General features: G+C 42.6%; 18 protein-coding genes and 1 riboswitch. Of the genes, 6 read left to right on the forward strand and 12 right to left on the reverse strand.

Annotated features, from left to right (window positions below):
- The 4 genes from uca to B4033_RS12380 all read right to left on the reverse strand — a co-directional run.
- On the reverse strand, window positions 1–3,373 hold a 3,373-nt coding region (gene uca, locus B4033_RS12365; RefSeq protein WP_286834403.1), incomplete at its 3' end, for an urea carboxylase.
- A gap of 4 nt (window positions 3,374–3,377) precedes the next feature.
- A complete protein-coding gene (locus B4033_RS12370) occupies window positions 3,378–4,028 on the reverse strand; it encodes an urea amidolyase associated protein UAAP2 (protein WP_286834406.1) in 651 nt (216 codons plus the stop codon).
- 12 nt (window positions 4,029–4,040) lie between these two features.
- Window positions 4,041–4,778, reverse strand: coding sequence for an urea amidolyase associated protein UAAP1 (locus B4033_RS12375; RefSeq protein WP_286834408.1), 738 nt, complete (start codon window positions 4,776–4,778; stop codon window positions 4,041–4,043).
- Between the two features lie 28 nt (window positions 4,779–4,806).
- Window positions 4,807–4,918: riboswitch (guanidine-I (ykkC/yxkD leader) on the reverse strand.
- Window positions 4,919–5,121: 203 nt separating this feature from the next.
- Complete coding sequence (locus tag B4033_RS12380; RefSeq protein ID WP_286834411.1) at window positions 5,122–6,015, reverse strand: LysR family transcriptional regulator; 894 nt, start codon at window positions 6,013–6,015, stop codon at window positions 5,122–5,124.
- Window positions 6,016–6,296: 281 nt separating this feature from the next.
- Between B4033_RS12380 and B4033_RS12385 the strand changes: the two genes are divergently transcribed.
- Window positions 6,297–7,007, forward strand: a complete 711-nt coding sequence (locus tag B4033_RS12385; protein WP_103800660.1) for an HAD family hydrolase — start codon at window positions 6,297–6,299, stop codon at window positions 7,005–7,007.
- An 81-nt stretch (window positions 7,008–7,088) separates the two neighbouring features.
- Here the strand turns inward: B4033_RS12385 and B4033_RS12390 are convergent, their stop codons facing one another.
- From B4033_RS12390 to B4033_RS12410, 5 genes are all read right to left on the reverse strand, one after another.
- Window positions 7,089–7,439 (reverse strand): hypothetical protein, encoded by a 351-nt coding sequence (locus B4033_RS12390; RefSeq protein WP_048881061.1) that lies wholly within the window; start codon window positions 7,437–7,439, stop codon window positions 7,089–7,091.
- 389 nt (window positions 7,440–7,828) lie between these two features.
- A complete protein-coding gene (locus B4033_RS12395) occupies window positions 7,829–8,992 on the reverse strand; it encodes a fatty acid desaturase family protein (protein WP_286834417.1) in 1,164 nt (387 codons plus the stop codon).
- A gap of 27 nt (window positions 8,993–9,019) precedes the next feature.
- Window positions 9,020–10,042: a flavin reductase family protein gene (locus tag B4033_RS12400; protein WP_286834419.1), complete on the reverse strand. Its 1,023-nt coding sequence runs from the start codon at window positions 10,040–10,042 to the stop codon at window positions 9,020–9,022.
- A gap of 317 nt (window positions 10,043–10,359) precedes the next feature.
- Window positions 10,360–12,015 carry a long-chain-fatty-acid--CoA ligase gene (locus B4033_RS12405; protein WP_286834422.1) on the reverse strand — a complete coding sequence of 552 codons (1,656 nt, stop codon included), beginning with the start codon at window positions 12,013–12,015 and terminating at the stop codon, window positions 10,360–10,362.
- Between the two features lie 258 nt (window positions 12,016–12,273).
- Window positions 12,274–12,441 (reverse strand): hypothetical protein, encoded by a 168-nt coding sequence (locus tag B4033_RS12410; RefSeq protein WP_004894933.1) that lies wholly within the window; start codon window positions 12,439–12,441, stop codon window positions 12,274–12,276.
- Between the two features lie 186 nt (window positions 12,442–12,627).
- Between B4033_RS12410 and B4033_RS12415 the strand changes: the two genes are divergently transcribed.
- Window positions 12,628–14,040, forward strand: a complete 1,413-nt coding sequence (locus tag B4033_RS12415) for a PLP-dependent aminotransferase family protein (RefSeq protein WP_286834424.1) — start codon at window positions 12,628–12,630, stop codon at window positions 14,038–14,040.
- Between the two features lie 38 nt (window positions 14,041–14,078).
- Here the strand turns inward: B4033_RS12415 and B4033_RS12420 are convergent, their stop codons facing one another.
- The 3 genes from B4033_RS12420 to B4033_RS12430 all read right to left on the reverse strand — a co-directional run bounded on the left by B4033_RS12420 (window position 14,079) and on the right by B4033_RS12430 (window position 18,225).
- The gene (locus B4033_RS12420) at window positions 14,079–15,413 is read right to left on the reverse strand and encodes a DcaP family trimeric outer membrane transporter (protein ID WP_286834426.1); all 1,335 of its coding nucleotides are present in this window, start codon (window positions 15,411–15,413) and stop codon (window positions 14,079–14,081) included.
- A 111-nt stretch (window positions 15,414–15,524) separates the two neighbouring features.
- Window positions 15,525–16,895 carry an MFS transporter gene (locus tag B4033_RS12425; protein ID WP_286834428.1) on the reverse strand — a complete coding sequence of 457 codons (1,371 nt, stop codon included), beginning with the start codon at window positions 16,893–16,895 and terminating at the stop codon, window positions 15,525–15,527.
- Between the two features lie 415 nt (window positions 16,896–17,310).
- Window positions 17,311–18,225, reverse strand: a complete 915-nt coding sequence (locus tag B4033_RS12430) for a LysR family transcriptional regulator (RefSeq protein ID WP_103800653.1) — start codon at window positions 18,223–18,225, stop codon at window positions 17,311–17,313.
- A 114-nt stretch (window positions 18,226–18,339) separates the two neighbouring features.
- Here B4033_RS12430 and B4033_RS12435 point away from each other — a divergent pair, with 114 nt between their 5' ends.
- The 4 genes from B4033_RS12435 to benA form a co-directional block, all read left to right on the forward strand.
- Entirely contained in the window at window positions 18,340–19,449 is a 1,110-nt protein-coding gene (locus tag B4033_RS12435) for a muconate/chloromuconate family cycloisomerase (RefSeq protein ID WP_286834431.1), read from the forward strand.
- 23 nt (window positions 19,450–19,472) lie between these two features.
- Complete coding sequence (gene catC, locus B4033_RS12440) at window positions 19,473–19,763, forward strand: muconolactone Delta-isomerase (RefSeq protein ID WP_004809440.1); 291 nt, start codon at window positions 19,473–19,475, stop codon at window positions 19,761–19,763.
- A 162-nt stretch (window positions 19,764–19,925) separates the two neighbouring features.
- The gene (gene catA / locus B4033_RS12445; protein WP_286834434.1) at window positions 19,926–20,846 is read left to right on the forward strand and encodes a catechol 1,2-dioxygenase; all 921 of its coding nucleotides are present in this window, start codon (window positions 19,926–19,928) and stop codon (window positions 20,844–20,846) included.
- A gap of 75 nt (window positions 20,847–20,921) precedes the next feature.
- Window positions 20,922–22,189, forward strand: a 1,268-nt coding sequence (gene benA / locus B4033_RS12450; protein WP_286834437.1) for a benzoate 1,2-dioxygenase large subunit, incomplete at its 3' end; no start/stop codon positions are given.

Raw genomic sequence — 22,189 nt, forward strand, 5'->3', positions numbered from 1 at the left:
CATCATCCACAGCATCTAGACTTTCAGAGACATATTCCGCAAGACCTGCTTCATGCCAGCGACGGCGCTCTGCATCAAAGTTGGCTTGTTGCACCGCTTTAAATGCAGAAATCGATTCCTGATGTTCCGTTAAGAAGTCGTTGTATTCTTTAAGGTTGAGTACACCATCTTCAATACGCAGTTTTAAACGACCTGCTTTAAAGTCCTCACGCATGTGCATGAGTTCAGTTTCAGACACTTCATAAAACTTAATTTGGTCAAAAAAGCGCAGTAACCACGGCATACCTTGTTCAAAATCTGGGTTTTTACGGTAACGTGACCACATTTGCGAGGTACGACCCACAAACTGATAACCGCCCGGGCCTTCCATACCGTAAACACACATATACGCACCACCAATACCCACGGCATTTTCAGGCGTCCATGTACGTGCAGGGTTGTATTTTGTAGTCACTAAACGATGGCGTGGATCAAGCGGTGTTGCCACAGGTGCACCTAAATACACATCACCCAAACCCATGACCAAATAATTGGTGCTATACACAATGTCTTTCACAGCTTGTTTAGAGTCTAAACCATTAATACGGCGAATAAACTCCACGTTATCAGGACACCACGGTGCATCATGTCTTACCGTTTGCATATAGCGTTCGGTTGCGAGTTGCGTTTGCGAATCTTCCCAAGCCAGGGGTAAATACACGGTACGCGATGGCACTTGCATTTCAGTGACATCCGGCAGTTGCTCTTCCGCCACTTGAAGCATACGCAATAAATCAATCTGATCAAGCTTGGTCGAATCAAAATGAATTTGCAGTGAACGAATGCCCGGTGTCAGATCAATAATGCCTTGAATATTTTGATCTTTGACCCATTGCATCAGTGCATGAATACGGAAACGTAGGTTTAAATCTAAAACCAGTTCGCCATATTCCACTAACATATAGTTGTTTCCGGCAGGACGATAGACCACATCAGGCGTACCATTTTCAGCTTTTAAAGTATCTAAGATGGGTGTTTCTAAAGTATTTTTCTCTGCATAAAAGGCTTCATCAAAGTTTACCAATGCCGTGTTTTCAGCATTCAGCATGGCATGATATTTTTCATTTAAAATGCTGGCTTGATGATAGCTGACAGGCACAAATTTAACTTTATCGCCTGCTTTCAACTGACCCACTTTCCACAGTTCTGAGCTGACAATCACCGCCGGACAAACAAATCCGCCTAAACTTGGACCATCTGGCCCCAAAATAATTGGCATATCGCCTGTAAAGTCGATGGCACCAATGGCATAAGCATTGTCATGAATATTCGATGGATGTAAACCTGCTTCACCGCCATCGGTACGCGCCCATTCAGGTTTTTCACCAATTAAACGCACACCTGTACGGCTTGAGTTAAAGTGAATTTCAAACTCTTGCGCAAAGAACGAATCAATATCACGTTTGGTAAAGAAGTCAGGTGCGCCATGTGGACCATACATCACCGCAATTTCCCATGTATTTGAGAATGCAGGGATTTGTTCAGGTGCTAATGCTCTAGTTTCAGTCGATGTAAATGCCGTAATTGGAAGCATATCGCCAATGAGTAAATTACGCCCGGCATGACCGCCAAACTGACCTAGGGTAAAGGTTGCTTGTGAGCCTAAATATTCAGGCACATTCAGACCACCTTTAATCCCGATATAGGTACGGCAACCTGTAGAGATCTTGCCACATTTCAGCACCTGTCCTTTACGCACATTCACGGTTTGCCACATCGGTACATCAACGCCATCCAACGTTGATGGCATATCCCCACCTGCCAACACAATTTGGCTATCGCAGTGGAATTTTAGGCTAGGACCTTGTAGCGTACATTCTAGACCTGCGGTATTCGGTGCATTGCCCAACAATTGGTTTGCGACATTCAAAGACAGCGGATCAATCGCACCTGATGGCGGAACACCAACATCCCAGTAACCTAAACGTCCTGTCACATCTTGCACGGCGGTTTGAATGCCCGCTTGTAGCACTTCAATTTTTTGAGTTTTCCACTCAAAGGTATTTAAAAAACGTGTGGTTTGCGTACCGGCTTTAAAGACATTGCAGTCGATAATGTTTTGCAGATATTCAAGGTTGGTTTCAATGCCCGCCACTTGGGTTTTAGCGAGCGTAACTGTCATGGCTTGAATTGCAGAATCACGATCATCCGCAGTCACAATAATTTTGGCAATCATCGGGTCATAGAAAGATGAGACGTTTGAACCTGTTTCTACCCAAGTTTCATTACGCGCGTTGGCATCGAACTCAACATGCGTCAAAAGTCCTGCACTTGGTTGGAAGTTTTTGATTGGATCTTCGGCATAAAGACGCACTTGAATTGAATGTCCTTGTGACTCAAGTTTTGATGTTGGTGCAACCCAATCGCCACTGCCTAAAGTCACCATCCATTCCACAAGATCGACACCAAAGACTTGTTCAGTAACGCCATGTTCCACTTGTAGACGGGTATTCACTTCCAAAAAGTAGAATTCTTGTGTGTCAGTATCCATCACAAATTCAACGGTACCTGCCGAACGGTAATTCACCGATTGCATCAATTGAATCGCGACATTTTGAATATAGGCACGTTGCGTATCGTTTAAATGTGGTGCAGGCGTTTCCTCAATCACTTTTTGGTTACGACGTTGCACCGAACAATCACGCTCGCCCAGTGCTAGAACTAAACCGTTGCCATCACCAAAGATTTGCACTTCGATATGACGAGCATTTTGTACGAATTTTTCTAAGTAAAGGCCTGCATCTTTAAAGTTGGCTTGCGCTAAATAAGACACGGTTGCATAAGCTTCTTTCAGCTCCTCCGCATTCCACACCAAACGCATGCCAATACCACCACCACCTGCGGTACTTTTCAGCATCACAGGATAGCCAATACGCTCAGCCTCAAGCAGGGCTTCAGCTTCATCAGCCAATAATTGGCTACCTGGCAATAACGGTACATTGGCTTGAATCGCCAATTCACGTGCAGTGTGTTTCAGACCAAATGCTTTCATTTGCTCGGCATTTGGGCCCAAGAACACAATGCCTTGTGCTTCACAGAGATTACAGAATTCGGCATTTTCAGACAGGAATCCATAGCCCGGATGAATCGCTTGCGCACCGGTATGTTTGGCCACTTCTAAGATTTTATCGACATTCAGATAGCTTTGGCTTGCAGGTGCATCACCAATAAAGACCGCTTCATCAGCTAAAGTCACATGCAAGGAATCACGATCTGCTTCCGAATACACCGCAACCGATTGGATGCCTAATTTTTTAAGGGTACGGATGACACGACAAGCAATTGCACCACGGTTGGCGATGAGAACTTTATTAAACCCATATTTTAAAGTCATAGTTTTATACCTCGCCTTCACGAACAATCAGTTGAATTTTTGTTGGGTTATAGGCATTACATGGGTTATTCAGTTGTGGGCAGTTTGAGATAAGGACGATGAGATCCATTTCGGCTTTAATCTCGACATATTTACCCGGTGCGGAAATACCATCATCAAATTTCAAATGACCTTCCGATGTCACAGGCACATTCATAAAAAAGTTAATGTTGGGCCCAATATGACGCACATTCAGACCATGCTTTTTCGCAATCGGATGCTGAGATAGTGCAATCATGAAATTGTTACGGCAACTGTGCATTGGGTATTTGTCATGTGCATAACGTACGGTATTACTTTCACATGAACATGCACCACCTAAAGTGTCATGACGACCGCAGTTATCATCGTTAATCGTGGCGATTTTATTGCCAAAGTTGGTATATAAAGTGGTGCCTTTTTCGAGATAAATTTGACGATTCATCGCCAAGGTATCGGTCGCGCTATAACGCTCTTCAGGATTTGAAGCCGAGATAAAAAGTGTATCCACCGCCTGGTTGCCTTCAAGGTCAACAATACGGAAATACTGTCCTTTTTTGACTTCGCACATCCACGCTTCACCGGCAGGACATACTTCACTTAACACAGATTTTTCTAGGTTTACGAGTGCAGTCATGATGTATTCCCCTTAAGCAGTTAAAGCGTAGTAGCGATTATTATTATGGAACGCACGCTGATTTTGCGGGCACGAATCACGGCAGACATCGGTCTCGCCTAAAGGAAGTGCTTTAAACAGTGACAATTGAATATCGGCAGGTGCATATTCAGACGAGTTATCTAAGGCATGCGGTGCACTCGATAAAAACACCAGACAATCCATTTCAAAACGTAGTTCAATCACTTGATCAGTATTGTCAGATGCCACATAGCTGAGGTTACCGTTATCATCAGGTTGGACTTTTGAAAACAGATTTAAAGTGCTGCTGAGGTCGGTTGCAGATAAACCAAATTTGGTCATTTCCAGTAATAAACTGTCTTTGCCGTTGCGGTACATCTCATTACGGGCATCTTGAAAGGTTTTAGTGCCGAATTGTTGTTCAATTTGCTGTGCCGTACTTGGTGCACAAAAAGCGTCATTCCAACCGTGATCATCTTTGACAATCGAGATCATCGCTCGACCCAAATCAGAGGCTAAAATATGCCCTGTACTTAAAAATGCCGTATGTTGCCCTTTTAAGCTGTCTGGCATGTTATAGCGTTCAAGTTTATCTTCACTGTTGACGCAGTACAGCGCGACATTGGCATTTTTGCCTAAAGATTTCAGTTGTAAGACTGCGCCGCGCTGAATGCGTGCAGACCAGTGATGTCCACCCGGTAAACGTTCAGTCCATAGGACTTGATCTTCGTGATAAGTTGTTGTGCTCATATGCATCTACCCTAATCTTTGACGGTTTACCTCCCGGGCTTTTATCCCTCCGTGTAGCGATCAGTGTTTCCTTTCGCCGTGAACTCTCGGTCGCAGACCTACATGAATATTCATGTATCGGAACCCTAGATCACTTTATGATGCTTAAATAAATGCAAAGGGCGTGCCAAACTGGTAATACTATTTTTTATATTCGTAATACTTTTTGGGGTTTTAACTGATCAATTCAGGTGCAAGAATCTGTTATAGGCATCAAGATGTACCAAAATAAAAAATCCCGGCTTGAACCGGGATTTTTAAAATCTAGAGATAGCGATGAAATCAAATCTTTCATGCTGCAAGCTTATTTACTTAAAATCTCATGCAATATATTGCGTAACCATTGATGACTGGTTTTATGATGACAGGACATGTGCCAATACTGTTTCACCGAATAGGTCGGAAATGCAATCGGCGCATTAAAAATCTTGAGATTGCCACGCGATAGTAATACTTCACTCAAATAATAAGGCACAGTCGCAATTGCATCGGTTTCCTGCACCACCAGTCCTACGCCTAAATAGCTTGGCAAGCGCATTAGAATGTCTCGCTTGAGTTCCAGATTCAGCAATTCGTTTTCAATATGGTAATGTCCCATCCCGGCATCAATATCAATATGCGTTTCACGCAAATACTCTTCAATAGTCAGGCTGTCGCCAACCAGCCGTGGATGGTCTTTGGCTGCAATCACCACATAATACTGTTCAAACAGTTTCTGCTGATAGAAACCATTTTCCAGATTCGGCAAAAAACCTAAAACCAGATCAATTTCTCCATTGGCCATTTGATAGCTGGTTTCTGAAGTAATTGGACGCACATTCAGACGAATATGCGAAGCGTGCTGTTTTAGATATTGTGAAATTTTTGGCAACAGGACCAGATGCGATACATCGGTCATTGCCAAGGTAAAGCGTTGCTGAGAGGTGGTTTGATCGAAATCAATAGTAAAGTTATTAATAGTTTCGACTTTACTCAGCGCTTCACTGACCAAAGGAAATAGCTGCTTTGACAGATCCGTCGGCAGCATTTCATTGCCAATACGCAAAAATAAAGGATCATTATAATGCTGACGGATTTTATTGAGCAGATTACTCACCGTCGGTTGGCTCATATCCAGATAATCGGCTGCATGGGAGACGTTCTTAAATTTGTAGACATAATAAAAGATGCTGAGCAATTTACAGTCAAGTTCAAACACAGAAACACATTTCCTTCAATTTTTTAATCATTTTGGCGGATCTATCATCCGCGCAATTTGATCTAGTGCCAATGTCCAAATATAACACTTTGTGACTATCTGTATGATCATTCAGGATGTGTTTTGCAATAAAAATACTGTTTACCCGATCTGTAACTCTGTCAAATACCACTTCATGTAAAATGGATAACCCTTATCTTTTATTTCAGCTGAAACACTTAAGTCGCATGTTATATACTCAGCCGCACAGAATAGATTGTGGAAATTAAGGGAAAAGTGTCATGTTTCAGAACAAAAAATTGGTATGTTTTGACCTAGATGGCACCCTGATTGATTCAGTCGGTATCTGGAACCAAGTTGATGCAGCCCTGATTCATGAACTTTCCGGTATAAAAGCCAATTTAAAATTGATCCAGCAGCAGCGGGATCTACAGTTGACAGCCTTTCGACATTTGCCTGATCCTTATCTGGAATATTGTGGTTATTTAAAAGAACTATACGGTTTTGAACTAAACAAAGAAGACGTTAAAAACCGCCGTTACAGTATTTCACGACATTTTCTGGATCATGTGGTCGAATTAAAACCTCAGGCAGAACTTATAATCCAGGCCCTGAAAAAACAAGAGATTCCACTGGCCTTAACCACAACCACCAGTTTATTCAATGTGCAGCGTTATCAGGACAATAATCAAAATATTAACGCTAAAATCAGCTTTGATGATGATTTTGCCTTAATCCTTACCCGCGAAAATGTCCAGAACATCAAGCCACATCCAGAAATTTATCTGAATGTTCTTGAGCATTTCAAAATTGAAGCCAAAGATTGCCTGATTATTGAAGATTCTTTAATTGGTGTAGAAGCTGCGAATAATGCAGGAATAGAGGTAGTGGCAATTTATGATCAGTATTCTGCTCATGAAATCGAGCTGATTAAAGCCAGAGCAAATTATTTTGTGCAGGGTTTTACCGAATTATTAAGGCATATTGCTTAAATATCTATATAAATAAATGTCATGAATAATTCCATTTCATGACATCTATGTTGTTATTTCTAAAAGGATTAGATTAGAGCATTATTTGGCTTTTTGGTAGACTGAACCTGACCCTACAAGGTTGCCAGTTTTCTCATCAATTACAAAATCAACCATTCCCGCCCCTGCATTCAGCTGAAGCATGCCATTTTCATTTACAGCCGCGGGCATCGGGTTCTTTTTCTCTGTTTTACCGGTTTCCTTATCTTTGATGGTATTAGTAATCAGATAATTTTCACCATTTTTAGCAATTACCAGGATATTTTCAAGTTTTGGATTTTCCAGAGTGTTCTTCCAGTTGCCCTGATAATCTGGAGCTGGCGCTTCAGTGGTGTTACAAGCAGTTAACAGCAATAATAAGGAGATTCCTGAAAAATATTTAAGATATTTCAAACCTAAGACCTTGAATGTTACGACGCCGCCATTATAAAAATAACTTTCCTAAAGTTTAGCAAGTTGTTGTAGGCAAAGCGTTTCAGCCGTACCAAGTCTGTTTTGCATGAGTGTTTTTTTGAAAAGAATTCTTCACATTTTATCCATAAAATATGATGTATTACTTAATTATTCTAATGAATCAAATACTTTAAAATACTTCAATTTGATAAGGTATTAGTATTTTTTAAGCTTATTGGAACTAATATTACTAGATCCAAGACAATCTACAACCAAGTTGATATGTATAAGAAGCTCAGATAAAAAAATCCTCAATAACCCATCCAAAGTTATTGAGGAGTACCAAACTGGTTAAGAAACATCAATATGATGCTGTTAAAGAAAAGTGATTAAAAGAACTTGGCTTTTACAGCATTCAATATAGATTTTGCGCTTTGCACTTTTTCTGCAATTTGTGCATGCCATTCGTTTGGTACAGAGCATTTTGCAACGCGAACCCAAACGGTCGAAAACTGCTTCATAAAACTGGCTTCGTTATAGTGGATACCATATTCAGCACATAATGCTTTGATTTTTGGTGCCACTTCTGAATAACGGTTCGCTGGCATGTCCGGGAATAAATGGTGCTCAATCTGATGGCTCAAGTTACCACTTAGAATATGCAGCCATTCGGTACCACTGAAATTACTCGAGCCACGGATCTGACGCAGATACCATTCCGCACGGGATTCATTTTCTGTATTGTCCATTTCAAAAGTTTCAGCATCTTCCGTGAAATGACCGTTAAAGATCACAGCGGAAGCCCACAGACTACGAATCACATTGGCCACTGCATTGCCAGTAAATACTGGAATGGCATTTGGACCGGCAATAATCGGGAAGAATACATAATCTTTCAGTACCTGACGGCGCATCTTTTTACGTAGTGGCGTTGCTTCATCCCAAACCTGTTTCCAGGTTTTGGTTTTATAGGCAATTACATCTTCTAGATGCAGGCGCTGTAGACCCACGTACCATTCGAAGAACACCATCAACTGAATTGTTAGTGGAATATTAAATAGAAAACGGGGTTCCCATTTTTGCGATTCACTCACACGAATCAGGCCATAACCCACATCGTGGTCCATGCCGACAATATTGGTATAAGTATGATGAATATAGTTATGGGTATATTTCCAGTCATCACCGGTGGCAATGGTATCCCAGTCATAAGTCGAACCATTCAGACTTGGATCATTCATCCAGTCAAACTGGCCATGCATCACGTTATGACCAAGTTCCATATTTTCTACGATTTTGGAAATACCCAATAAGCCTGTACCGAGTAGCCAGACTGGTGGCAACCAACCGGCCACCATCAGCATGCCCCGGGAAGCAATTTCGCTATAACGGACAAAATTACGGATTTTATAGATGTATTCAGCATCTTTTTCACCTAAATCATCCATCACCTCACGGCGGATCGCATCCACCTTGGCACCAAATTCCTGAATCTGTTCAGGGCTTAAAAATTGGCTCTTACTGTGCCGCTTAAAATCAATTTGCATATTCATGGGAGTACCTTCTTATTTTTCTAGGGATTAAAGATTAATCACCACAGGACTAACGGCCTGGGAGATACACAGTTTAATCGGGGTATTGCTCTCGTGATCGATTTCACCAGTCAAGATATTTTTTACTGAGCCACTGACTTTGGTGCAGGAACAGGTATTACAAATTCCCATTCGGCAACCATGTGCAGGACGCAAACCTGCCTGTTCAGCACTTTCCAGAATAGTAGAACTGGCCTGAAACTCCTGATGCAATCGCTGGAATTGCACAGGTTGTGCTTTAACTTTTTCATCCACCACGATCTGGAAGTATTCAGAATGGAAACTGGATTTCACGGAAAGCTTTTCAGCAATACGGTGTGCTGTTTTCATCATGGCCGCTGAACCACAGGCATAAATTTCACGTTGTTCAAAATCAGGCACCAGCTTGTTGAGTAACTGTAGGCTGAGATGCTGCTTATGCTCCACAGTATTGAAATGATGATATTTCAGATGTGAATGCATCAGTGCCAAGGTTTTGATTTCAGCATGAAACGCATCATCACGGGTGAAGTAGATCAGATCAATCGGATGCTGAAACTGCACTACGGCTTTTTGCAGTAAGGAGTAAATTGCAGTGATACCGCTGCCTGAGGCCAGCATTAAAATGGGTTTAGGGGAACTCAGCAGGGTGAATTCGCCCTGTGGCTGTGAAAGTTCTACTACAGCACCCAGCTGTGAGGAGCTCAAGGCACGGGATACTTTGCCCTGCTGTTTAACAGCGATAATTACATCACCATTTTTTAGCATTGTAACGACAGAATAATGACGCTGATGCAAAATACCATCCAGCCTTAAAGTCACAGCCACATTCTGTCCTGGTTGAAATTTTTTAGCCTGAAAGTTGAAATTTGGACGTAACTGGATCTTATAAAAATCATTGCCAATAAGCTGGATGCTGATCACTTCTGCCTTCACTTTTTTCAATGCCAAAGTTGGATAAAATTTTTCAGCAATGAAATCAATGAAGTCTTCTCGGATCCAGTGAGGCTTGTAGCTTTGCATACTTGTCATTTTTATTACCTCATACAGAAACAGAATTAATGTACATCTGTCTATTTATTATGCATTCAGAATATAGGCTTTTATGATTCGTTCCATGTCAATTCGGGTCAAATCATGTTTCTGTCGGTAAAATTCCTGTTTTTTGTCGGACAAAATGATGTGCTTTTGATTAAAGTTGGTTTTCGGCATGTAAATCGGAAAGGCATTTCATGCCAGTTCGCCTATATGAATTGACTATTTTTCTATGAGCTTTATGGCTATAAATATGCAAAAGGCTGACCACATTTCTGTAGTCAGCCTTGTTATTTTGGAAGAGTTTATAGGTATTATTCTACAGCTGGGCTGAGCTCTGTCTGCTGATCCAGCAATACTGTTCCGAACTTTTCACGTAAGTCTTTTTTCAGCATCTTGCCAGTACCACTCAGTGGAATTGCATCGACAAAAATTACTTTGTCTGGCACCTGCCATTTTGCTACTTTGTCAGCAAAATAGTCCAGCAGTTCTGGCTCGGTGAGCTGACTGTCAGGTTTTTTAATCGCAATCAGGATTGGACGCTCATCCCATTTCGGATGCTGTGCAGCAATGACAGCTGCCATGGCTATTTGTGGATGACCCATGGCCAGATTTTCCAGTTCCACCGAGGAAATCCATTCTCCGCCCGATTTGATCAGATCCTTGGCACGGTCGCTGATTTTCATAAAGCCATCTTCATTCAAGGTGGCAATATCCCCCGTATCAAACCAGCCATCAGCAGTTAAAGAAGATTCTTCCTTGCCAAAATAGTTATTGATGATCCAGTGACCACGAATCTGCAAATTGCCTGTGGTTTCACCATCGCGAGTAATTTCATTCGATCCATTTTCTTCATCAGTCAAACGCAAGTCGACGCCAAATGGTGGACGACCTTGAGAAAGGCGAATTTGTAAACGCTCTTCTTCACTCAAATCCAGATGCTTGGCTTTAATCTGATTGGCTGCACCAAGTGGACTGGTTTCCGTCATACCCCAGGCATGGATGGTTTCACAGTCAAACTGTTCTCTGAATATTTTTAGCATTGAAGGCGGACATGCCGAACCGCCGACGACATTGCGTTTTAAGCTTTCTAACTTGGAACCCGACTGTTGTGCTGCTGCAATCAAGCCTTGCCAGATCGTTGGTACACCTAGAGCAACTGATACTTTATAGCTGTCAATTAAATTGACCAGACTCGCACCATCTAGCCCTGGGCCTGGCAATATCAAAGTACAGCCGACCATCGCTGCTGCATATGGTGTCCCCCAGGCATTGACATGGAACATCGGTACTACAGGCAGCATGATATCTCGTGCAGATACATTCAGTGAATCCGGCAAACTGATCGCAAAACTATGTAATGTCGTTGAACGGTGACTATATAAAACACCTTTTGGATGACCTGTAGTTCCAGAGGTATAACACAGTGAGCTTGCTGTATTTTCATTGAGTACAGGCCAATCAAAATTATCAGATTGATCGGCAATCAGCTCATCATAGAATTTCACATCTGGAAGAGCTTCAAGGATAGCCTCATCTTTTGCATCCAGACAAATAAAGTGCTCTACCTTGCTTAGCATCGGTTTGACGGCTTTAATTAATGGTACAAAGGTTTTATCAAACAGGATTACACGGTCTGATGCATCATTAATAATAAATACCAACTGTTCCGGAAATAAACGCGGGTTAATCGTGTGGCAAACAAAGCCACTTCCAGAAATGGCATACCAGGATTCCAGATGACGATGGTTATTCCATGCAATGGTCGCGACACGGTCGCCATGTTGCAGTCCCAGCTGATTCAGTACATTGGCGAAACGTTTGGCATTGCTACGAATTTCGCCCCAGGTCGTATGGGTCATGCTGAGATCAGTATTTTTTGAAATTACCGCAGTATCGGCATGATAGCGTCCTGCATGTTCAATCATGCTGCTGATCAGTAAGGGCTGAAACATCATATTTCCAAGCATGTTGTGCTCCTTTATCCTTGTTATACGTCCATATTGTTGTCGAGATTTTTAAATATTTTTATTTAAGCATGATGCGCAGATTAGCAGACACTGCAAAATAAACGTATCACTTGCTTGAATCTAGCAAGGAAAAATATGAAAGCAAGTAGCAAAATGTGACAAAAACTACGGCGTCTATGAAAGTATCAAAAACTATCATTTTTTATAATGGAATAATTATATGAATAAAAATCCCGGTCATTAAACCGGGATTTTTTATTATTTGAGTCCTGAGAAGAACAGGTTATCAGCGTTGACCACTAAAACCACCCCCAGACAAAACAACCCTGCATAAATAGCGAACCAAATAATCATCTTTTTGAAAGCTTCATCAGAAATACTGCTGTCTGCATATTTCGGTGCTTTTTTCTGTTCGTCTGGAGTCATATGCTCACCTGTCGCTGGATTTACGGACTATCCTTATTTTCAACTCGATTGCAAAAAATGAGTAGATACAAATACTGCCTAAAAAAATATAACAGATAAATCATAACTGCTCCAACTGTTATATTTAACCTGACTAAATATGCTATATATGCAGGTAAATTTCCATTTTTCTATTTTTCTTGATGTATGTATAAATTTGAGAAACTCGCACTCAGTATTCGCCATATGATTGAAGATGGCATCTGGAAAGCCCATAACAAACTCCCTTCATTGCGTGAGCAGTCCGAACTTTCCGGTTATAGCCTGATGACAGTGTTAAATGCCTATCAGGAACTTGAGGCACAAGGATGGCTGTATGCCAAAGATAAATCCGGTTATTACATTGCTGAACGTGCCGATCTTGCAATAACTTCCATTAAAGAAACATTAGCAGCTCACGAGAAAATACAGATCAATTCGGTGGTATTTAACTATCTCAAAGATACCCAGGCAACAGATATGATCCCGTTGGGATCGGCATTTCCCAATCCGGAACTCCTATTTAATAGCAAATTTATGCAGTTATTATCCCAGCATTCCAAACGTAAAAACAGCTATCTGAATCATCCAAATATGCCACCGGGTAATCTGGAGCTGCGCCAGATCATTGCCGGACGTTATCAACTACAAGGTATATCATGCCATTCAGATGACATTGTCATTACATCTGGTGCGCTGGATGCTCTAAATTTGTCTTTACAGGCACTCACCCAACCGGGTGATTATATTCTTTTGCAGGAAACCGTATTTTATGGGGCCTGGCAGGCTGCTGAAAGACTGGGACTAAATGTCATTACTCTTCCTGATGATCTTGAACGTGGTTTTGATCTGAAAGCTTTTGAAAAAGTCCTGAAACAATATCCGATCAAAGTCTGCTGGCTGATGTTGAACGCACAGAACCCGATTGGTTATACAGTTTCTGCAGGAATCAAAGAAAATATTGCACAGTGCTTAGCTCAGTATCAGGTGCATCTGATTGAAGATGACGTTTATCAGGAACTGAACTTTGGCAAGGAAAAACCAGTTCCAGTGAAATATTTTGACCAGGAAAATATGGTGCTGCACTGTGGTTCATTTTCTAAAACGCTGGGCATGGGTGCTCGGGTCGGCTGGGTCTTTGCAGGCCCATATTCCAATGCGATTCAACATCTACAGTTGATGAGTACCCTGAGTGTGAGTCCGCTTTTACAGAATACATTGGTAGATTTTGTTGCGCATCATCATTATGAAAAGCATTTGCGTAGTTTGCGCCGTCATTTAAATCAGAACAAAAAACGTTTTTATCAGGAACTCAAAGCCAGATTACCTGAAGACTGTAAGATTCACTATTATCCAACGGGCTATTTTTTGTGGGTAGAGCTGCCTGAAGATATGGATTCGCAGCAGCTCTATACAGATTTGCTTGAGCAGAAGATTTCTATTGCACCCAGTCTGCTGTTCAGGCCTAAACATGCAGCACAGAACTTTATTCGATTAAATTGTTCTTTTGAATGGACAGATGAACTTGCTCGAGCTATAGAACAGATCATCGATCAAATTGAACACAATAAAAAAGCGTAAACTGGGTTCACGCTTTTCAAAATATAATCTGAGACGTATTAAAAGCTATAGATCGCCACGGCGTTAATCCGGTTATCTTCACCCTTAGTGCTACCATTCGTGGCTGCACCTAATGCTTCACGTTCACCATAGACATATTCCAGGCCAAAACTTAAAGGTTTGGTCGGACTATAGAACACGTTTGCCCAGGCTTGCCAAAGATCCTTGTTAATTGCTGTTGGATTCGCGGTAGCAGTAACATATCCATTATCTTGCTCGAAATTCATATAACCATAGCCCAAGGTACCACGTAACTTGTCATTAAACTGCTGAGTTAAACCGACAGTAATCGAGTCGAACTCACTTTGTAAAAGATCCCCATTCGTCGCTCTAACTACACCAGGATTAGCATAAGACACAAAGCTGCTATCACCTTTAACATGGTAGTAATCGGCTTTTAAAGTAGTACCCGGTACAACTTCATATTTTGCACCCAGACCTACACCCCATGCCATTTCTTCATCTTCATTGACACGCTTTTCATTCCCCATGGCACGGGCACTGACGCTAAGATTATCAGCAAATTTATGGTTTAGGCGTGCGGTTAAGGCAGGCAAACGCTGTTTGATTCCAGTAATAGTGCCATCTTTTGGATCTTCTACTGCAAGGACCAGATTGGTAGCAGAACTAAAGGTACTGGTATGACGAACCTGAGGCGTACGCTTTACTGCACCACCTGCATAGGCCAAAGCATCTACAGTTTCTGGCATATAATCCGGTATAGCAAAGTTTGACCAGGTCTGACCAATCAGCCAGTTGGCATAACTCATATAAGCATGACGGATACGTAAATTATCCAGACCTGCGCCACCCAGGAAATCTACTTCAACTTTAGCACTCAGGGCTTTGTCCCCAGCACCTACAGGAGCTTTAAAGTCCATCCCTAGACGGGTTGCAGAAAGTGTCGATTTAAACTCATCACTGCGCTCGCCTACACCTTCAAGTGGAACAGCATTAATCTGGTTATACATACGTGTAGCTGCACCGCCTTCAGCCTGATAAGAGGCATCGGCACGGACATTTCCGTAAAGATTGAATTCAGCACCACTAGCAAGTTTCATGACCGGTTTGGCTGCTGGTGCTATAGCTGCCGGTGTTGTTGCCTGTGCTGTATATGTAACTTGTCGAGACTGCTGCTGTTCAATCATGGCACGCAAGGCTTTGACTTCCTGACGTAACTGCTCGATTTCATCCTGACTGGATTGAGCTGTGCTTTGCGCTATAGCTGACAGGCTGATACCGCCTATACTTATTGCCATCATGCTCATCAAAACTTTACGTTTGAAGGTTGAATTATTGATTGATTGTTGATTAGTGAATTGCGACATGTTCATCCTAAACTCGCTTTTTTATTGTGCAATTTAATTCCAGTAACCGGTCACCACCACTTATGATGGTGACCTATTCCATTGAAATATTTACTTTATTAACTGATATTTTCTTTATTAATTCGCTTCTTTGGCAAGTATGGCTTCGCTCGATTCAGAGGTTTCAAGGACCTCACCATCTACAGAAGCTCTCAGGTTCACTAGAAAAATGGCCAGCGCTGCAATCACGCCCGGAATTGCGATGGCAAAGAAGTTCATTTGGTGTGGCAGTTCCATCGTCAGCAATGCACCTGTCAAAACGGGTCCAACGATGGCACCAATACGACCAATTCCCGATGCCCAACCCATTCCGGTAGAACGCACAGTAGATGGGTAATATTGTGCAACAAAGGTATATAACAAGATCTGTGAACCGATCGTTGCAGCACCAGCGATTGCAATCAGGGTATAAAGTACAAACTGCGGGCTGTTAAAACCAAGCAGGATTAAGGCAGATGCACCACACAGGAACATAATGGTCAGCACTTTTTTGATATGGAATTTATCAGCGAGATAACCCCCACCAATTGCGCCAATCATGCCGCCAATATTCAAGGCGAACAGGAAGATCATACTGGCACCCAATGAGTAACCCGCCTGAATCATCAGCTTTGGTAACCAGCTTCCCAATGCATACACCATCAACAGACACATAAAGAAAGCAATCCAGAACATGAAGGTACTGAATGTACGACCTTTCTGAAATAATGCTTTTAATGGCGCTTCATCACCCTTTTTCACTTCGTTCAGGACAAATTGAGAATTTTCTGTAACATCTTGAGCAGGTGAAATCTTTTTAATGATGTTTCGTGCTTCTACAGTCTGATTTTTGACGCTTAGATACATCAACGATTCAGGCAGGAATTTCCAGATTAACGGTAAAGCCAATAAAGGAACACCGGCAATATAGAACATGATCTGCCAGCCAAACTGTGGTACCAGCCATGCACCTAAAAGTGCAGACGTCATACCGCCAATCGCATAACCACTAAACATCAGGGCAACCAAGGTGCTACGGATACGTTTAGGCGCATATTCGGTCATTAGCGCTACAACGTTTGGCATAACTCCGCCAATGCCGAGACCAGCCAGAAAACGTAAAACTCCAAACTCTACCGGTGAGCTGGCGAATGGCCCCAGGAAAGTAAATCCGCTAAAAATTGCCACACAGAGCATAATCGTTTTCTTACGCCCGATTTTGTCGGACAGCGTGCCGAAACTCATGGCACCAAACATCATGCCGAACAAGGCAGTACTGGCTAACATCCCTGCCTGTACCGCTGTTAAAGACCATTCCTGCATTAATAATGGTAAGGCTACTCCATAAATCACCAGGTCATAGCCATCAAAAATAATAATGATCAAACACCAGATCAGAACACCCCAGTGAAATGGTGTAAATTTCGCTTCATCAATTAATGTATTGATATTGACTTTGGTTGCTTCCATCTTTGCCTCCTGCAAATGCAACGTTCCAATTAATGGAGCAACAATGCAGCATGGCTGGATAAATGTCCAAAACCGAATATATCTATATCTATACCTTCAAAGTTGTTTACAGGCAGAATCGACCTTCCAGGACCGATGTTTTCATCATAAATCGGGTCTAATGACTGAAATACCTGGTTTTTATATAGGTTTAGGGTATGAAAGAACCTAAAAGGTTGAATGTCAGAGCACTTTGATCAGCAATCAAACAAAATAGGTATAAAAGGAGGATTTAAAATTTTCTTCTTTATCAAAATTTCCCGATTGCACTAAAGTCGTAGATCGCTGCATACTCTTTTTAGAGGGTAAGGAGAAAATTCCGCCCAAGCCTTAAACTTAAGTCTAAGGCGCGGTATAGTCAGGAATAAATTCATATCTAAAAACTGTTTCTATCATATTTAATTGCTTCTAAATCATATACTTGATAGATACAATCAAATAAGGACATGATGTCTTCACTCTCGTCCATATTGCGCATAGTCAGAAAAACCGGGCTGACTGCGCTCTCGTCCAGAATCGGGATATAGTTAAGGTGAGCTAACTGAATCGAATGAGCACTTTCCGGTACAATACATACACCCTCACCCGCTGCGACCAGCCCCAGCGCCAGCTGAATTTCCCTTACAATCCGGACATGTTGTGGTTCCAGATTATATTCTGAAAATAATCCCTGTACCTGGGTGGCGAAACTTGGAGAGGTATGATTAGGATAGAGAAATAATTTTTCATCAACAATATCGGCAAGATATATTCCTTTATTATGGGAAGATAAAGGATGGCTGGAATGTACACCGAGTACCAGACGTTCTTCACGCAACAGCACCCGCTTTAATGCCGGATCAGAAATGCGTAAACGCCCAAAGCCAACATCTATACGCCCTTCTTTCAGTGCCTTAACCTGTTCCATGGTGGTCATTTCCACCAGTTCAATTTTCAGGTGTGGCTGTTGCTGCCTATATAAGTAGACAATACGCGAAAGCAATCCATAAAGCAGAGATCCAACAAAACCCATGGTAACCGTGCGTTCTACCATACCAATACGCTTGGTCATGGATTTCACTTCTTCAGCATTGGCCAGAATTTTTACCGCATGCTGGTAGAAAAAATACCCAGCCTGAGTGGTTTTAAGTGGTCGACTGCCACGCTCAAATAACGCAATACCAAGTTCTGCCTCAAGATTTTGAATCTGGCGGCTTAATGGGGGCTGGGCAATAAAAAGTTTCTCTGCAGCTTTAGTAAAACTTTGCTCTTCAACTACTGCTACAAAATACCTTAAATGTCTGAGCTCCATAACGTGCATACCTTTTAAATATAATAAAATGCAAAAATGGTCTTCGACAGCCATTTATGATTCTTTTAAGGTATATCAAGTCAAAGCATTAAAGCAAGAATGTGAACCCGTATTATGTATAAGTCAGTTGAAACCTTGCTGGTAGAAATTCCAACCATTCGTCCTCACAAGATGGCAGTGGCGACGATGCAAACCCAGACCCTGGTATTGGTCAAAATCACCACTGAAGATGGTTACATCGGTTGGGGTGAAGCAACAACGATCGGTGGCTTAGGTTATGGTGATGAAAGCCCTGAAAGTGTCAAAGTAAATATTGATACTTATTTTGTACCGCTTTTAAAAACATTATCAGGCTTAAATGTTGCACAGACATTACAAGCAATCAAAAAAAATATTAATGGCAACCGTTTTGCGAAATGTGCCATTCAAACTGCCCTGCTGGATATTCAGGCGCAGCGTTTAGGTTTACCACTTTCTGAACTTCTAGGCGGTCGTTTACGTGATGGCGTACCGGTCCTCTGGGTACTGGCTTCTGGTGATACTGAAAAAGACATTGCTGAAGCACAAAAGATGCTGGCTGCAAAACGCCATAACTTCTTCAAGCTAAAAATCGGTTCACGTCCAGTAGAAGCAGATGTTGAACATGTTCTGGCAATTAAAAAAGCCTTAGGCAATGACGTTTCTATTCGTGTAGATGTAAACCGTGCCTGGTCAGAGCTAGATGCGATTAAGGGCATTACTCTACTACAGGAAGGTGGCGTTGACCTGATTGAACAGCCTTGTGCTATTGACAATATTGATGCCATGCAACGTCTGACCCGTCGCTTTGATATTGCCATTATGGCCGATGAATCACTGATGGGGCCAAGCACTGCCTATAAGCTGGCTCGTACTAATGCAGCTTCTGTATTTGCAGTTAAAGTGGCGCAATCAGGTGGCTTACTGGAAGGCCGTGATGTCGCAACAGTGGCTAACCTTGCAGGGATTGACCTGTATGGTGGCACCATGCTGGAAGGTTCAGTAGGAACAATTGCATCCGCTCACCTGTTCTCGACCTTTGAGAATCTGGCCTATGGTACTGAACTGTTCGGCCCGCTACTGCTGACGGAAGATGTTCTGAAAACACCACTGCAATACCAGAATTTTGAGCTGCATCTGCCGCAAGGTGCCGGTCTGGGCATTCAGCTGGATGAAGACAAGATCGACAATTTACGCCGTAAATAAGCAATTAGATTGAGGAGTGAGACATGCTGTTTCATGTACGTATGGATGTAAATATCCCGCTGGATATGCCTGCCGAGAAGGCCAACGAAATCAAGGCTGTTGAAAAAGCCTATTCACAGGATTTACAGCGCCAAGGTAAATGGCGCCATATCTGGCGCATCACAGGCCAGTATTCAAACATCAGTATTTTTGATGTGGAAAGTAACGAAGAGCTGCACAACATTTTGCAGGGCTTACCACTGTATCCATATATGGATATCGAAATCATGGCACTAAACCGCCACCCTTCTTCAATCCGGGAAGATGACACCTGATCACAATGACCGAGACCTGGAACATGCCAGGTCGGTCAAATCTGAACACATCCGATGAGGGTATTCAGAGGGTAATTAACAAAGGACTGTGGCAGCCAAGTTTCAGCCATAAGGATTGAAACAACAGCCACCAATAAACAGACATACTTAAGGAGCAATAGTATGAACCGTCAACAAATTGATGCATTAGTTAAACAAATGAACGTGGATACAGCCACAGGTCCTGAAGACAAGCGTGTCCAGCAAATCGTTGTGCGCCTGCTAGGTGACCTTTTCCAGGCGATCGAAGATCTTGATATTTCTCAGTCAGAACTCTGGAAAGGTCTGGAATACTTTACCGATGCCGGTCAAGCCAATGAATTGGGCCTACTGGCTGCAGGCTTGGGTCTGGAACACTACTTAGACTTACGTGCTGATGAAGCAGATGCTAAAGCAGGTATTACGGGCGGTACGCCACGTACGATTGAAGGTCCGTTATATGTGGCGGGTGCTCCTGAATCTGTCGGCTTTGCCCGTATGGATGATGGCTCTGAAGAAGGCAAAATTCCGACACTGATCATTGAAGGTACAGTTAAAGATACTGACGGCAATATCATTGAAGGTGCCAAAGTTGAAGTTTGGCATGCTAACAGTCTGGGTAACTACTCATTCTTTGACAAGTCACAGTCTGACTTTAACCTGCGCCGTTCTATTTTCAGCGACCAGGATGGTAAATATGTGGCTTTAACCACTATGCCAGTAGGTTATGGCTGTCCTCCAGAAGGCACGACTCAATTCGTACTGGACAAATTAGGCCGTCACGGTAACCGTCCATCACACGTGCATTACTTCGTTTCTGCACCAGGTTACCGCAAGCTGACAACTCAATTCAATATTGAAGGCGACCAGTACCTGTGGGATGACTTTGCATTCGCTACCCGTGAAGGCCTGGTTGCAACTGCGGTTGATGTCACTGATGAAGCTGAAATTGCAAAACGTGGTTTGAAAGGTCCTTTCAAACATATTCAATTTGATATTGAACTTGTGAAAGAAAAAGCAGACGCACCTTCTACTGAAGTTGATCGTCGCCGCGCAAGCGCTTAATGCAAAATGGATTCGGGGTGTAATCATTAGATTCATCCCGATGACTTCCCCTCCTTGGAAAGTCGGAGAACGGACATGCCTCGTATTCCTGTAATTAACACCAGTCATCTTGATCGTATTGATGAGCTTCTAGTTGACGATTTTGAATCTGGTGAATTTAGACTTCACCGGTCTGTATTCACAGACCAAGCCCTGTTTGACCTGGAGATGAAATACATCTTTGAAGGCAACTGGGTTTATCTGGCGCATGAAAGCCAGATTCCAAACAACAACGATTTCTATACGACCTATATTGGCCGTCAGCCGATCATCATTGCACGTAACCGTCAAGGTGAACTGAATGCCATGATCAATGCCTGTTCGCATCGCGGTGCACAATTATGCCGTAACAAGAAAGGCAATAAAGCAACTTATACCTGCCCATTCCATGGCTGGACGTTCAATAACTCAGGTAAGTTATTAAAAGTTAAAGATCCGGCTGAAGCGGGTTATTCAGACTGCTTTAACAAAGACGGCTCACATGACCTGAAAAAGGTTGCCCGTTTTGAAAACTATAAAGGTTTCCTGTTCGGCAGCTTGAATCCGGATGTTCCTTCTCTGGAAGAATACCTGGGCGAAGCGACCAAAATCATTGACATGATCGTAGATCAGTCTGAACAAGGTCTGGAAGTTTTACGTGGTTCTTCGACTTATACCTATGAAGGTAACTGGAAGTTGACTGCCGAAAACGGTGCTGATGGTTATCACGTGTCTGCAGTACACTGGAACTATGCTGCAACGACTCAGCAACGTAAAGAAAAACAAGCGGGTGACAATATTCGTGCCATGAGTGCAGGTGCATGGGGCAAACAAGGCGGTGGTTCTTACGGCTTTGAACATGGTCACATGCTGCTTTGGACGCAATGGGCTAACCCGGAAGATCGTCCTAACTTTGCCAAGAAAGATGAATACACTGCGCAATATGGCGAAGCTATGGCGAAGTGGATGATCGAACGTTCACGTAACCTGTGTATCTATCCAAACGTTTACTTCATGGATCAGTTCGGTTCACAAATCCGTGTCCTACGCCCGATTTCTGTCGATAAGACTGAAGTGACGATTTACTGTATCGCACCTGTAGGCGAAGAGCCAGAAGCGCGTACCCGCCGTATCCGTCAGTATGAAGATTTCTTTAATGCATCAGGCATGGCAACCCCAGACGATCTTGAAGAATTCCGTGCATGTCAGGCTGGTTACGCAGGTATCGCGCTTGAGTGGAACGATATGTGTCGCGGTTCTAAACACTGGATCCAAGGCCCGGACGATGCAGCCAACGAAATTGGTTTAAAACCAAAACTGTCTGG

The sequence above is a fragment of the Acinetobacter sp. UBA3132 genome (assembly GCF_002364825.1).
Taxonomy (GTDB): domain Bacteria; phylum Pseudomonadota; class Gammaproteobacteria; order Pseudomonadales; family Moraxellaceae; genus Acinetobacter; species Acinetobacter schindleri.

What these genes read in the sequence shown, in the direction of transcription:
- B4033_RS12430 (WP_103800653.1), bottom strand. Translation starts at nt 18,225, where the DNA reads ATGGAGCTCAGACATTTAAGGTATTTTGTAGCAGTAGTTGAAGAGCAA.
- B4033_RS12385 (WP_103800660.1), top strand. Translation starts at nt 6,297, where the DNA reads ATGTTTCAGAACAAAAAATTGGTATGTTTTGACCTAGATGGCACCCTG.
- B4033_RS12395 (WP_286834417.1), bottom strand. Translation starts at nt 8,992, where the DNA reads ATGAATATGCAAATTGATTTTAAGCGGCACAGTAAGAGCCAATTTTTA.
- B4033_RS12375 (WP_286834408.1), bottom strand. Translation starts at nt 4,778, where the DNA reads ATGAGCACAACAACTTATCACGAAGATCAAGTCCTATGGACTGAACGT.
- catA (WP_286834434.1), top strand. Translation starts at nt 19,926, where the DNA reads ATGAACCGTCAACAAATTGATGCATTAGTTAAACAAATGAACGTGGAT.
- B4033_RS12405 (WP_286834422.1), bottom strand. Translation starts at nt 12,015, where the DNA reads ATGCTTGGAAATATGATGTTTCAGCCCTTACTGATCAGCAGCATGATT.
- B4033_RS12415 (WP_286834424.1), top strand. Translation starts at nt 12,628, where the DNA reads ATGTATAAATTTGAGAAACTCGCACTCAGTATTCGCCATATGATTGAA.
- B4033_RS12370 (WP_286834406.1), bottom strand. Translation starts at nt 4,028, where the DNA reads ATGACTGCACTCGTAAACCTAGAAAAATCTGTGTTAAGTGAAGTATGT.
- B4033_RS12435 (WP_286834431.1), top strand. Translation starts at nt 18,340, where the DNA reads ATGTATAAGTCAGTTGAAACCTTGCTGGTAGAAATTCCAACCATTCGT.
- catC (WP_004809440.1), top strand. Translation starts at nt 19,473, where the DNA reads ATGCTGTTTCATGTACGTATGGATGTAAATATCCCGCTGGATATGCCT.
- B4033_RS12420 (WP_286834426.1), bottom strand. Translation starts at nt 15,413, where the DNA reads ATGAACATGTCGCAATTCACTAATCAACAATCAATCAATAATTCAACC.
- B4033_RS12410 (WP_004894933.1), bottom strand. Translation starts at nt 12,441, where the DNA reads ATGACTCCAGACGAACAGAAAAAAGCACCGAAATATGCAGACAGCAGT.
- B4033_RS12425 (WP_286834428.1), bottom strand. Translation starts at nt 16,895, where the DNA reads ATGGAAGCAACCAAAGTCAATATCAATACATTAATTGATGAAGCGAAA.
- B4033_RS12400 (WP_286834419.1), bottom strand. Translation starts at nt 10,042, where the DNA reads ATGACAAGTATGCAAAGCTACAAGCCTCACTGGATCCGAGAAGACTTC.